The organism is Psychrobacter sp. KCTC 72983 (genome assembly GCF_014280455.1).
GTDB classification, from domain to species: domain Bacteria; phylum Pseudomonadota; class Gammaproteobacteria; order Pseudomonadales; family Moraxellaceae; genus Psychrobacter; species Psychrobacter pacificensis.
On the sequence record NZ_CP060390.1, the window covers coordinates 1,822,874 to 1,836,406 of the forward strand.

Here is a 13,533-nt window from a genome sequence, read left to right on the forward strand (position 1 = left end):
TGCCCCAACTTTTGAATCAAAGCTTTTATACATAAGCTTTAGATATAAATTATCCGACGATAGGCCTTTTTATGCAAATTTATCTTGCCAATCCCCGTGGGTTTTGTGCTGGTGTGGACCGTGCGATTGCGATTGTTAATGAAGCACTAATACGTTTTGAGCCACCCATCTATGTCCGTCATGAAGTTGTACATAATAAATTTGTGGTGTCGGATTTGGCAAATCGGGGCGCGGTATTCGTCGAAGAGCTTCACGAAGTACCGGATGGGTCTGTGGTGATTTTCTCTGCTCACGGCGTCTCTAAAGCAGTCGAAGATGAAGCTGGTCGCCGTGATATTACCGTATTTGATGCCACTTGCCCTTTGGTCACTAAAGTACACATTGAAGTGGCAAAATTTGCACAAGACGGTATGGATGCCGTGTTGATAGGACATGCCGGACATCCAGAAGTAGAAGGCACGATGGGTCGATTCAATGCAAAAAACGGTGGGCAAATCCATTTAGTGGAAGACGAAGCTGATGTTGCTGCTCTCACTGTGGAAAATGCCGAACGCTTGGCTTTTGTGACTCAAACAACCCTGTCGATGGATGATACGGCTCGTGTTATCGATGCACTGCGTGAAAAGTTCCCTAGTATTCAAGGTCCCCGTAAAGACGACATCTGTTATGCCACCCAAAACCGCCAAGATGCGGTAAAAGATTTGGCCAGTCGCTGCGAAGTCGTTTTAGTCGTTGGCTCGCCAAACTCTTCAAACTCTAATCGTCTGCGCGAGCTAGCAGAGCGTATGAATTGCCGTGCATATTTAATTGATAACGCTAGTGAGATGGATAAGCGTTGGTTGGATGGTGTGCAGAGTATCGGCGTGACCGCTGGCGCATCTGCGCCTGAAGTGCTGATCCAAGAAGTGTTACAACAGTTGCAGGACTGGGGGGGCGATCTGCCTAGTGAGCTATCTGGTATTGAAGAAAACGTAACGTTTAGTCTGCCGAAAGCCTTGCGGATTCCTGTCACCCAAGTTGGTAAGTAATTAGGACACGCCCTCGTATTTGTATGAATCATCATTTATATGGATAAGCTCGCATGAAAGAACCAAAAGCTAGATTTGTATTGGCAGAAGCCACGCTCGCTGAAGTGAATAAGCAACTGAGACTCAATATGCTTGTCATGGTGGCAGTGGTCTTTGTACTGTTTATGAATATCATGAAGTTTATGGCAGAAAAAAGCGTTCTTTACGCTGTACTCGCAGTCATAATGATTTGCTTACTGTTCTTCATACAAAAAGCTCGCGGTATTCTCATACTAAGAAAACAAGAGCTTACCCATAAATAGAAAATACAAGCATAAATAAAAAATACAGGTGAAAATGCCAAATATAGGAAATAGAGAATAGTTATGACTGCTTATTACAAATTTATTAAACGCGAACAGCCAGAAGACGGAGTTAGTCTGGCGCATTACCAGCCAACCAAGCATGCACAAGGCGCTTGGAATGAGCATGAGCAGCATATGGCACCAGCGACAGGTCTTCTGACAGCTGAGATTAATAACTTTGCGCCGCAAGCCAATATGCGTATCGCTCGTATCAGCCTTGATATTTTAGGATTGATACCGCTGGACGATTTTACCGTCACCACTCGCTGTATTCGACCAGGTAAAACCATTGAATTGATTGAAGCGGTTATGAGTAGCCGTGGCCGTGATGCCATCATTGCTCGAGCGTGGCGTCTGATGACGCAAGATACCAGTGAGATTGCCGGACTTGAAGATCAACCAGCAAAATACAAACCTGAAGAGTTGCCCGTTTGGGAAGACATGCAAGGCTGGCCGGGCGGGTTTATTGAAAGTGTGCGTTTGGTGGCCGCTCCAGATCGCCGAGAAGGTCGCGGCATGGTTTGGATAACCAACGATGTCGAGATGGTAGAGGGCGTACCCACTGATGATATGGTGCATCTGCTGGGCATGGTCGATACGGCCAATGGCGTGGTACCAAGATTGGGTCTTGGGTTGTCTAAGTTAGAGTGGATGTTCCCTAATACAGACCTGCAAATCCATATGCACCGTGTCCCTAAAGGTCGCTGGCTCGGTATTGAAGCCGTACAACAATATGGCGATGATGGTATTGGGTTGACCAGTGCAGTATTGCACGATATATACGGGCCGTTCGGTCGTAGCGAACAGATTCTCACCATTCGCCCGATGCCACGTTAAAAGAGAAAGAATCAACTGTCTAGTAATTTTGGAAAACGAAACGATATGTTGTAATCAATTAATTATACAAATATTGGAGAAATGGTTTTAATAGTAGCTAATAAGACGATATTACCAACCAGATGATATCAATCGACATAGAGGTTACTATGAAAGCATATACTCAATTTTCCAAAAAACTGACGACTATTTGGGAGTTATTAATAGAGGCTTATTCAGAATAGTGGTTAGCTTTTGTTCTTGCGCTAAAAAATGACTGATACCAGAACGCCGCCTTGATAAACAAGCGCGGTGTTTTTTATTGAATAGGGCTTTTTTTGAGCTTGAATTTTTTCTCAATGACCCTATTAGTATAGACAGTTTAACGGTATCACATACGGCAGGGTCTCTAACATTATGAGAGCGGCCTTAGTGAGTATATCGTTATCTGATAATAGGTCTTTCATAGAATTTAAAGGAGTTTTTATGAGTGAAGCAACTCAAGCTGAAGGTCTGAATCCAGAATTAAAAAAACATACGTTTGAAGCAGAAGTCGCCCAGCTACTGCACTTGGTGACCCATTCACTATATTCTAACGCTGATATTTTTGTCCGTGAGCTCGTCTCTAACGCGTCGGATGCTTGCGATAAGCTGCGCTTTGAAGCCACCAATGATGATAGCCTTTATGAAGACGATGGCGAATTAAAAATCCGTATCGCCGTCGATGAAGACGCCAAAACTATTACCTTTACTGATAACGGTATTGGGATGAATGAAACCGATGCCATCGAAAACTTAGGTACCATCGCCAAATCAGGCACCAAAGCGTTTTTAGACAAATTGTCTGAATCACAAAAACAAGACGGACAATTAATTGGTCAATTCGGTGTTGGTTTTTACTCAGGTTTTATCGTGGCTGACACCATCAGTGTTGAATCACGTAAAGCGGGTGAGCCTGCTGATAAAGGCGTGCGCTGGGTATCAGATGGCACTGGTAGCTTTACCGTTGAGCCTATTACCAAAGACACGCGCGGTACCGCGATCACTTTGCACCTAAAAGAAGAATATAGCGAGGGCGAAGATAACTACCTAGACCGCAGCAAGATCAAGCGCTTGGTCAATAAATACTCTGACCATATCAGCTTGCCCATTCAGATGCGTAAAGAGATCTGGCAAGAAGACGTGAAAGATGACGAAAATGATGACACGCCTACTGGTGGCGAAATGGTGCTCACTGATGAGTGGGAAACCATCAATAAAGCCAGTGCACTATGGACTCGCTCAAGCTCTGAAATTGAAGATGATGAGTATGTCGATTTTTATAAGAATATCTCTTATGACATGGATGGGCCGCTTACTTGGACGCATAACCGTGTAGAGGGCCGTGTACAGTATACGCAGCTACTATATATCCCTAAAAAAGCCCCGATGGATCTATACACTCGCGAGCAGCAGCATGGTCTAAAGCTATATGTAAAGCGCGTATTCATTATGGATGAGGCTGAGCAGCTGCTACCGATGTACTTGCGTTTCGTGAAAGGTGTGATCGATTCAGCAGACTTGCCATTGAACGTGAGCCGTGAGCTATTACAAGAGTCACGCGATGTAAAATCTATTCGTGATGGTAACGCCCGCCGTATCTTGACCTTGCTGGCCAGCCTTGCCAATAGCGAAGACAGTGACAAGCAAGAAAAGTTTGCCCAGTTCTATGCAGAGTTCGGCGATGTCATCAAAGAGGGCTTGGGTGAAGACGCCGGTAATAAAGAACGTATTGCTAAGCTATTGCGTTATGCCACCAGCACCCAAGATGGCCTTGAGACCAGTTTTGAAGATTATAAAGGCCGTATGAAAGATGGGCAAAAAGCTATCTATTATCTAACGGCTGATAATCTAGCTGCAGCAAAAAACAGCCCGCAACTTGAGCTGTTTAAGAAAAAAGGCATCGAGGTTATCTTGATGACCAGCCGTGTTGACGAATGGGCAATGAACTTCTTAACCTCATTCGATGACACACCGCTGCAAAACATTGCCAAAGGTGCCGTAGATCTAGGCGATTTGCAAGATGAAGCAGAAAAAGCCGAAGCAGAGAAGGCCGAAGAAACCTTAAAGCCTGTTGTTGATAAACTAAAGGCTGCATTGGGCGAACGTGCTAAAGATGTCAAAGTCTCAACGCGTTTGGTTGATAGCCCTGCTTGCTTAGTCGTTGGTGAAGGTGAGCTATCACCGCAAATGATTCAGATGCTACAGCAAATGGGTCAGGATGTACCAGCAAGTAAGCCAACACTAGAGGTCAATCCTGATCATCCACTCATTAAGAAGCTTGAGAGCAGTGAGCAGTTTGATGATTTGGCGCAAGTCATTTTTGATCAAGCATTGTTAGCAGATGGCGGGCAGTTAGAGGATCCAGCCGCTTATCTAAAGCGCGTTAATGAGCTATTGATGAGATAATGTCTGGTAATTGATGTAAAAGGAGGTCTTGTCTGCAAGGCCTCCTTTTTTATTGAGGTTTATGGTCATATTTGAATGAATTTTACAAATCATCCTTATCCTCTTGACCGACAATCCGTTACAATCGCGATAGATTAGCGAGCTAAACTATTAGTTAATGCTAGTCATCTTCGATAAACATTCCATCGTGAATTCAATATAAATAGATGTCTACAGCCGTGAAAAAATCGTAAGTCGATTACATCAAGCGGCGACGACATCATGATAGTTATCATTGGGTCATTTTATTTTTCTCGACTGGCTAGAGGTCTAAGTCTTTGTCACTTACGTCGTTAAAAACCGTATCGCTCCAGCGTTTTTCGCTTAATTTCGCTGCCAATATTATCGCAACTTTGTGGATGTTGGTGGGTTCAACTCGGGCGTTTTCTTGGGTAAAGCCCACCTTTATACAGTTTGCTGTATTTGCCTTATTGGCACTTGGTAGTAACGTCCTATTTTCGTGGTTGGCGGCTGAAAGTAGCAGTACGTTCAATGAGCAAGGCTTGGTCAGTTATTTGATCTGGCCGATGATTATTTTATTAAGTGGTATTATCTTGGCACGGCGAGCAAGCAATCAGACACTGGTTTTTGTGCCCGTCGTTCTTTGGTTGGTTGCTGATACCTTATCTGCATTATTGCAGAGCTTGGTACAGTTTTTTGGTAGCTATGGCTGGTTACCTGAGTGGAGTTACTCGTTTTTACCCATACTATTTTTGGTATTGTTTTTATGGCAGACGCTTGCTTTGCTATGGATTTTTTCTCGTCGCCTGCGCATACCATGGTGGGAGCGAATTATTATCCTAGTTGGTGCCGTGGCATTGTTGACGATTTGGCAGCGTAATGTCGCTGACCAGCCTATATTTAAGCAAATTCCAGTAGAGCCTGTGTTGGAAGAGGCGGCACTATATGAGCAGCCCCGTTTATTACAGCAAGCATTAAATAGTATAGACCCAAGTATCGATGGCAAAACCGACTGGTACTTTATGGGTGTGGCAGGGTTCTCTGGTCAAAACGTCTTTCGTTCTGAGATCAATAAAGTACGTGAGCTGTTTGATGTGCGTTTTGGGACCAGCGGGCACTCGTTGTCTTTGATTAACAATACGTATAGCTGGATGGACGAGCCAATTGCGACCAAAACCAGCATCCTACGCGGCTTAAAGAAGATCGGTCAGCAGATGAATGCTGACGAAGATGTGTTGTTTTTGACGTTGTCTTCACATGGTAACGAGGATATCGTTCAGTTAGCGAATCCGCCAATCGCGATGGACAATCTAGATGCTGCATGGCTTCGTGAAGCGCTGGATGCCTCGGGTATTCGCTGGCGTGTGATTGTGGTATCTGCTTGTTATTCGGGTTCATTCATCGATGAACTGGCGTCTCCGACTACAGTGGTGATAACGGCATCAGCCGCTGACAAAGCATCTTTTGGTTGTACCAATACGGCTGAGATGACGTATTTTGGTCAAGCATTTTTTGCTGAAAGCTTGCGAGGAAATACCAGTTTTGAGTCGGCTTTTAAGGATGCTCGTATACGTGTCAATGAGCGTGAGAGCGCAATGGGGTTTGAGCCATCAGAGCCGCAGATGGTAATCGGCAGTTTGATGGAAACCGCCTTACCTGCATTTGAGCAAGTGCTGTTTGATAAAGCGCGACCTTCAGTTGCAAGTATTACGAATGATACTGCTTCTACGACCGTCAATGCTTTACCTGAAACTACTGCTAATCTATCGGTAGGCGAAGTAGATGCAGCTGCCGAATAAATATGAGAAATGATCTAGTAACTGGCAAATGCTAGTATCAAATAACGAGTACTTATTAAACGCCATCGTTGGTTTTTTGAATAAAAAGGATATCACTCATGCAGAATTCTTATAGTCATAGTTTGTCTAACCATAAACAGCTTACCCAAAAAAGTGTAAATCGCTGTTTTAATGGTGAGCAGCATTATTATAGTCACGAATCGACGTCTACCAAAACCTCTATGACGTTTAGTATTTATCTACCTGATGAGGCCTTGGCTGGACGACGTTGTCCTGCGATATTATATCTATCGGGTCTGACGTGTAACGCGGACAATGTGACGCATAAAGGTCATTTCCAACAAAAATGTAGCGAGCTTGGTATGATACTTATCGCACCTGATACTTCGCCTAGAAGTAGTGAAGACAGCGATGTACCAAATGATGAGCGCTATTTTGTTGGTCAAGGTGCAAGTTATTACGTAGATGCCACTCAAGCACCGTGGTCAGACAACTTCAATATGCAAAGTTACATCGTTGATGAGCTATATGACTTATTACGCTCAGAGTTTCCTATCGATAGCATTGGTATTACAGGGCACTCGATGGGTGGCCATGGCGCGTTATTGCTAGGATTCAAGTTCCCAAGTAAGTTTGTCAGTGTATCGGCGTTGTCGCCAGTGTGTGCCGCCAGTGAGTCTGCTTGGGGACAAGCCGCCTATACAGAGTACTTCGGTGATGATAAGTCTCTATGGGTACAAGCGGACGCCTCACAGATGATAGAGAAAGTTGGTCAGCAGTATTCGAGCATTTTGGTTGACCAAGGCGCGGCTGATAATTTCTTAGCAGAAGGGCAACTACAGACTTCTAAACTACAAGACGCTTGTGCAAAAGCTGAACAGCCCTTAACATTACGCTATCAAGCGGGGCATGACCACAGCTATTATTTTATCCAAACGGTGATTAATGATCATATCGAACATCATTGGCATATGGCTCAAATGAGCTAAGAGGTCATTCAGATGACCGTAATACATTTTTTGCTATTGCATTCATGTTTAAAAGGTAGTTTTTATGGCAGGTTATCAAGACTTGACAGCTTCTAATTCGAAGAATAAGTCAGCAGATACAAGCGCTACAAAAGCGACTATGCAAGCTGATATGGACGCTGCTTTGGCAAAAAAGCAACATGATGTCGATAGTGACCACGTATCCGAAGCGAAAGCAAAAGAGTATATCGCAAAAACCGTCAACGATGCAGGTGAGAGAGTACTTGATGAGACGCAAATATCTCGCGTGATAGAGATGGCATGGGAAGACAGAACGCCATTCGGTGCGATAGAGCATAGCTATGGTCTCGATGAGACTGCGGTTATCAAGCTCATGCGCCAAGAGCTAAAGCCATCATCTTTTCGTTTATGGCGCAAGCGCGTGAGTAACCGTGCTACCAAGCATGAGGCAAAGCGCTCTTTCGAAGTTGGTCGTGCTTATTGTAAGACCCAATACAAGCAGCGCTAAACAACTAAGTATTTAGTATCAATATGTCAAAGGCTCGCAGCATATGTGAGCCAATTAGAATTTTCTTTTAATCTATCCATATCTTATATAAACATGAATTAGGTAGCCCAATTATGAACAGTCCTGCTAAACCTTATCTTATTGCCCCATCGATACTCTCAGCTGACTTCGCGCGGTTGGGCGAAGAAGTGGAGAAGGTACTAGAGTCGGGTGCTGATGTGATTCATTTTGATGTAATGGACAACCATTACGTACCCAATTTGACGTTTGGTAGCATGATTTGTAAGGCATTGCGTGACTATGGGGTGGAGGCGCCAATCGATGTCCATTTGATGGTATCACCTGTCGATAGTATGATTGAGCAGTTTTTGGAAGCGGGGGCGAGTATCATCACCTTTCATCCAGAAGCCAGTCATCACGTTGATCGCTCTCTTCAGCTTATCAAAGATGGTGGGGCAGAGTGCGGTTTGGTACTCAATCCTGCCACATCATTACACCATCTAGATTGTGTGATGGATAAAGTGGATCAAATTTTATTGATGAGTGTTAACCCTGGTTTTGGTGGTCAGTTGTTTATCGATAACACATTAGACAAAATACGTCAGGTACGTCAGCGTATCATCACCAGTGGTCGAGATATCAGATTAGAAGTAGATGGCGGTGTCAAAGCCAGCAACATTCGTGCGATTGCTGAAGCAGGGGCTGACATGTTTGTCGCGGGTTCTGCGATATTCAACCAAAAAGACTATAAAGCGGCCATTGATGAGATGCGCGCAGAGTTGGCTTTAGCCAATAATAGCTAATCTACATATTGTGACATGATCGATAAACGGTGTTGGCGACCAAAAAACAGTATTGAAGTAGGCCATATCATTTGCAATTGTGCGCAGTGGCCAGTCATGTAAAGGTGAATCATGGACAACAAACATTCTACCAACTCATTGGAACCTTCTGAGACGATGAAAAATACTGATCAGACACCGAAAAGTGAGACACAACGTAGCTTGGTACCAAAAGGCATTACGGTTGGCATGGCTATATTTGCGCTGGTACTGAGCTTGGCAGGTTATGGCTTTCGTTTGATGGTGGGTGATGATGTCGGAACAGTGTTGCGCCATGCTGCGGTCATTGTGCCTGCGTTCATGTTAGGTATTCCGCTGTTTTTTTGGGTAGGTTCTCGTATACTCAACAAGGTTAAAGGACTGCATATCGAGAGCTGGAATGCCATTAGTTTGGGCTATTTGACTTCTTGTGTATCGATGCTATGGCTGATGGGCACTTATAGTTAAAGGGTTTTGCCATAAGTATAGTGCTTTTTTATGCTTGCATTGTGACGTGCTATTTTATACTTTTTAATCATTAAGCCATGTTCTATGTGCATGGCTGGAATTTTATATGCGAATTGTACCGGCCAGTATTGCCAAAATTATCTATCCAAAAGATTTACCAAATGGCTTATTTACCAGCTTAATCATAGCTTGTCTTTTGATGGGGCTCGCTTCACTGCGCAACGGGACGGATTTACAGGGTTGGCTCAATGTGATTGAGAACTGGCTGCTGATGTTATTGATACTTCCGACTGCAACGGCGACTGTTGCCCTGCCTTTTAAATACCGCGATCCCACCCTTGAGCTAAAGCTGGTCTATTACCTTGGGATGTTCGTTGCTTTCTTATTTACGTTAGCGAAACTGCGCTATTGGCGCTAATGTGTCCTTATTGCAAGGCATCCAAGTTTTTTATAGTGAAGACTTATGTGATAGCCCTTGAATTCTAGTGTTAAAGCGTCCATTGTATGAGTAAGACAGATTTACCCGCGTTACTGTAAGATGATAGATTTGCCGAATGCGTTTGTTTTCAATAAATAACGGCTTTGCAATGACTAGTTTCTCTACCGGTACTAAACGGGATAATAAGGAACATATTGATGCCATATGATATCGATAACGATATAGAAGTAGACAACGAAAGTAGCGATCAATTTGCAGGGTTCGCCAAAGAAACCACCTTAGAGTTAGTGGAAGCAGATGATGGTAGATTGTTGTTGCGTGATGCCGAGCAAGATGAAGCGCCGCTGATGACGATTGATTTCTCTGACAAGCTAAAAGAGCTACTTGGTAGTGACACTCAAGTGATTGGTCAACACATGATTCATGCTGCGATTCAGGTCATTATGCAAAAGCAAATGAGTAAGTGGCATGCGCATGTATATGATAAAGAACCAACGCACTACAGTTGATCTAGTTTATTAGTGAGCTGAAGATAGCTAAATATACAAGCATAAAAAAAGGGTTTATCAATGGATAAACCCTTTTTTTTGTTCAAATAATACCATTTATAAAATGAAGATTATTTGATTTTAGCTTCTTTAAAGATCACATGCTGGCGTACTTTTGGATCAAACTTTTTGATTTCCATTTTGCCAGGCATAGTGCGCTTGTTTTTAGTAGTGGTGTAGTAATACCCAGTACCAGCTGTTGATACTAATTTAATTTTATCTCTCATGATAGCTTTCCTGTAAATGAGGGGTCTTCAAACGATAGGTACGTGTCTAGAAGAGTAAGTCGCTACCTATAATGTAGCAAAACAGCAGCCTAAATAATGAGAGTCATCACTCAGCTGCTATTTTTAACTTAAACTTTTTGACCTTGTGCGCGTAGATCCGCTAACACTTTATCGATACCAAGTTTGTCAATGATGCGCATACCTTTGGTAGACACACGTAGACGTACAAAGCGGTTTTCAGACTCTACCCAAAAACGATGGTTGTGAAGGTTTGGTAGAAAGCGACGACGGGTTTTGTTGTTTGCATGCGAAACATTATTACCCACCATAGGGCGCTTTCCAGTCACTTGGCAAACTCGAGACATGGCGAACTCCTAATCTATGAGGTATGAGTTTTTCTCATACCAGTCTGGGCAAGTTGCACGTTTTTGCGGCATGGACACAGCAAGCGGCAGCTTTGCACCAAACAAAACTATATGAAGGTTGAGCTGGTTTTGCTGCTATCTAAAGGCAAATAACAGGCTGACCAATTCAGAAAATTTTAAAGCCGACATTTATACCATAAAACAGACGAATACTCAAATATTTTTATGATAGTTGTTGGTTTAAAGGAGGGATATTATACCTGAAATGAGCGTGCTATGTTGTTGATTGTTTAATGGTAAAGATTAATTTTTGGTTGTAAGTTATAACAAAAGTCAGTAAAGTTGCTGTTATATATTTAATACAATCCGTTAATACGCTAGTATTAGTGTAAATCTACGTATCATTACCATTCTTGTTTAATGCTGGGTAATGGTTTTCTGCCTTTTTGCTTCATAAATCACTGCTCATGCGGAGTCAAAAACATGTCACATCATTTGCTACCTACTTCTAAATTGTTTCAACTGACAGCGCTAACCTTATCATTGGCCTTGGCGGGTTGTGGTGGTGGGGGCACGGATACGGTTGCACCGGCGCCTGATTTGGGTACGCAACAGCCAGGTACGGGGGGTAGTACTGACGGTGACAACGGGACAGGCCCAACAGTAAGTGACATTAAAATTACTCCTATAAACTTAACGGATAGTAATGGCAACATTACTCGTACTGTTACTTCAGCTGGTGCAAGTGCAAAAGTAACAGTAACAGACAGTGCAGGGGAGCCTGTAAGTAATGCTTTGGTATCTTTTCAATCTGAAGGCGTTATTTTCGGTAATAGTAACAGTACTGTTTTAACTAATGAAAATGGCGAAGCGTCTATATCTATCAAACCTGCAGATAACACAAATACAGGTAGTTATCAGTTAAGTGCGACCGTTAATTATAACAATTTGACCAAAACCACCCCAGGTTATAACTTCTCATTACAGTCTATAGAAGTATTATTAACAGATTTTGCATTATCGAATGATACCTTGCCCTCAGGTGGCAAAACGAACATCATGCTAAAAACAAAAGACGCCGCTAATAATGTTTTTCAAAATGATATAACTGTAAATTTTGACACCAGTTGTGGTAGTTTTGATACAAGCAGTGTGGTCTCTAGTAACCAAGGTGATGTAACGACGACTTATACTGCTATTGATGCTAATGGGAACTTATGTGCAGGTCAACAGACTGTTACAGCTACCCCAGCTAATAATCCAGCAAATAAACAAACAATGACTGTTAATATCGCTGGTGTCGAAGCGAACTCTGTTGTCTATACGACTACTGAAAAAGTACAGTTAGGTGCTAGTAATAGTGGGTCATCAAACTCAGGACAGATAGAATTTACCGTGTATGCTAATGGTAGACCTGCGGCAAACCAACAGGTTGAGATAAGCAAGAATTTCGCACCTGAAGACTTCAGCTTTGTGACATTAAATAATAAAGCTCCGAAGCCGTTAACAAGTGATTCGCAAGGTAAGGTAGTAGTAGATCTATATCCTGGTGTTAAGCCTGGACCTGTAGAGATAAAAGCCACTTTAAAATTACGAAATGGTAACTTGACTAATATAACTGCTCTATCAAAAGATGTTTCTGTGGCTACAGGTCGTGCAACCCAAAATGGCTTTAGTATTTCAATGACTAAAAATGTTCTAGCTTTTGATGTTGATGGTGATAGCTCTACTATCACAGCACGTCTAGTTGATAGAGTAGGTAACCCTGTACCTGATGGTACAGTAGTGAGTTTTGTTAGTGAAGGCGGCAGAGTAACGCCAAACTGCACAACATCTAAAGGAATTTGTGACGTTGAGTTTACTACACAAAATCCGCGCCCTACAGACAATCGAGCTACGGTGATTGCTTATGTAGAGGGAGATAAAGATTATACTGATATGGACGGAGATAATAAGTTTAGTGTTGGCGATATATTGACTCATAATATTGGTGATTTTTTCCGCGATGACAACGAAAATAATCAGTATGATAGAAACTTAGGGGAGTTCATATACAGAAGATTCTTATCAGGCGCTACTTGTGCTCCATCTTCATTATTTCAGCCCAATATTGATGGTACTTGTGATAACGGTTTAGCTGCTACGTTACGTTACCAATTTGTATTAGGGTTAGCTTCAAACAATCCTGTATTTGATGGTTTATCAAATAGTTTACCTGCTAACTCATTAGAAAGTCCTAAAAAACCTATTACTCGAAACTTTAAGATATATGGTAATAGTGCTTTAACTGTAAGTATGCCATCAGGTACTACTATTGACGTTACAGCGAAAGATAAGACTAACTATACTCCTGTCGCTAAGCTAGTGAGCGGTAGAATCCAAGTATCTAAAGCTGAGCCGAACACCACCGCTATTGTTCAATCAGGTTCAACATCAGTGAATGTTGACATAGGGTCAAATGGTACGGGTTCTGAAAGGACTGATCTGCCAGCAGGATCCTCACTGTCAGTGGTTGATACAAATGTAACTTGTGAAGCAGAGATTATTTCAGGAAATAAAACGGTTCCTAAGGTTATTAGTCTAGGGGATAGTAAAGTCCGAGATAAAGACGTACTATATACGCTTATTTATAATAGCTGCCGACTTAACGATCAAATAGAAGTAACAGTAGTAACACCTTCTCCATCTGCGAATACCACTGTGAAAACAATCGTTATTGAGTAATATCATTTA

Annotated in this window: 14 protein-coding genes; 12 read left to right on the top strand and 2 right to left on the bottom strand. The window is 42.6% G+C overall.

Annotated features, from left to right (window positions below; all coding sequences use genetic code 11):
* Nucleotides 1–71 precede the first annotated feature (71 nt).
* From ispH to PSBA01_RS07855, 11 genes are all read left to right on the top strand, one after another.
* A complete protein-coding gene (gene ispH, locus PSBA01_RS07805) occupies nucleotides 72–1,028 on the top strand; it encodes a 4-hydroxy-3-methylbut-2-enyl diphosphate reductase (RefSeq protein WP_058024602.1) in 957 nt (318 codons plus the stop codon).
* A 53-nt stretch (nucleotides 1,029–1,081) separates the two neighbouring features.
* Nucleotides 1,082–1,330, top strand: a complete 249-nt coding sequence (locus PSBA01_RS07810) for a hypothetical protein (RefSeq protein WP_093071151.1) — start codon at nucleotides 1,082–1,084, stop codon at nucleotides 1,328–1,330.
* A gap of 63 nt (nucleotides 1,331–1,393) precedes the next feature.
* Nucleotides 1,394–2,209 carry a thioesterase family protein gene (locus PSBA01_RS07815; protein WP_186473745.1) on the top strand — a complete coding sequence of 272 codons (816 nt, stop codon included), beginning with the start codon at nucleotides 1,394–1,396 and terminating at the stop codon, nucleotides 2,207–2,209.
* Nucleotides 2,210–2,674: 465 nt separating this feature from the next.
* On the top strand, nucleotides 2,675–4,636 hold the full coding sequence (htpG, locus tag PSBA01_RS07820) for a molecular chaperone HtpG (RefSeq protein WP_186473747.1): 1,962 nt from the start codon (nucleotides 2,675–2,677) through the stop codon (nucleotides 4,634–4,636).
* Nucleotides 4,637–4,953: 317 nt separating this feature from the next.
* On the top strand, nucleotides 4,954–6,435 hold the full coding sequence (locus PSBA01_RS07825; RefSeq protein WP_186473749.1) for a C13 family peptidase: 1,482 nt from the start codon (nucleotides 4,954–4,956) through the stop codon (nucleotides 6,433–6,435).
* Between the two features lie 98 nt (nucleotides 6,436–6,533).
* Nucleotides 6,534–7,424: an S-formylglutathione hydrolase gene (fghA, locus tag PSBA01_RS07830; protein ID WP_186473751.1), complete on the top strand. Its 891-nt coding sequence runs from the start codon at nucleotides 6,534–6,536 to the stop codon at nucleotides 7,422–7,424.
* A gap of 295 nt (nucleotides 7,425–7,719) precedes the next feature.
* Entirely contained in the window at nucleotides 7,720–7,932 is a 213-nt protein-coding gene (locus PSBA01_RS13425) for a TIGR03643 family protein (RefSeq protein ID WP_323970244.1), read from the top strand.
* Between the two features lie 113 nt (nucleotides 7,933–8,045).
* On the top strand, nucleotides 8,046–8,735 hold the full coding sequence (gene rpe, locus PSBA01_RS07840; protein WP_186473755.1) for a ribulose-phosphate 3-epimerase: 690 nt from the start codon (nucleotides 8,046–8,048) through the stop codon (nucleotides 8,733–8,735).
* Between the two features lie 156 nt (nucleotides 8,736–8,891).
* Nucleotides 8,892–9,221, top strand: coding sequence for a hypothetical protein (locus PSBA01_RS07845; protein ID WP_186475483.1), 330 nt, complete (start codon nucleotides 8,892–8,894; stop codon nucleotides 9,219–9,221).
* A 106-nt stretch (nucleotides 9,222–9,327) separates the two neighbouring features.
* Nucleotides 9,328–9,639, top strand: coding sequence for a hypothetical protein (locus tag PSBA01_RS07850; protein ID WP_058024609.1), 312 nt, complete (start codon nucleotides 9,328–9,330; stop codon nucleotides 9,637–9,639).
* A gap of 218 nt (nucleotides 9,640–9,857) precedes the next feature.
* Nucleotides 9,858–10,169 carry a hypothetical protein gene (locus tag PSBA01_RS07855; RefSeq protein ID WP_071003085.1) on the top strand — a complete coding sequence of 104 codons (312 nt, stop codon included), beginning with the start codon at nucleotides 9,858–9,860 and terminating at the stop codon, nucleotides 10,167–10,169.
* Nucleotides 10,170–10,279: 110 nt separating this feature from the next.
* Here the strand turns inward: PSBA01_RS07855 and rpmG are convergent, their stop codons facing one another.
* Entirely contained in the window at nucleotides 10,280–10,435 is a 156-nt protein-coding gene (gene rpmG, locus PSBA01_RS07860; protein WP_010201403.1) for a 50S ribosomal protein L33, read from the bottom strand.
* Nucleotides 10,436–10,563: 128 nt separating this feature from the next.
* Nucleotides 10,564–10,800, bottom strand: a complete 237-nt coding sequence (gene rpmB / locus PSBA01_RS07865; protein ID WP_057761372.1) for a 50S ribosomal protein L28 — start codon at nucleotides 10,798–10,800, stop codon at nucleotides 10,564–10,566.
* Nucleotides 10,801–11,283: 483 nt separating this feature from the next.
* Between rpmB and PSBA01_RS07870 the strand changes: the two genes are divergently transcribed.
* The gene (locus PSBA01_RS07870) at nucleotides 11,284–13,524 is read left to right on the top strand and encodes an Ig-like domain-containing protein (RefSeq protein WP_186473757.1); all 2,241 of its coding nucleotides are present in this window, start codon (nucleotides 11,284–11,286) and stop codon (nucleotides 13,522–13,524) included.
* Nucleotides 13,525–13,533: the final 9 nt, after the last annotated feature.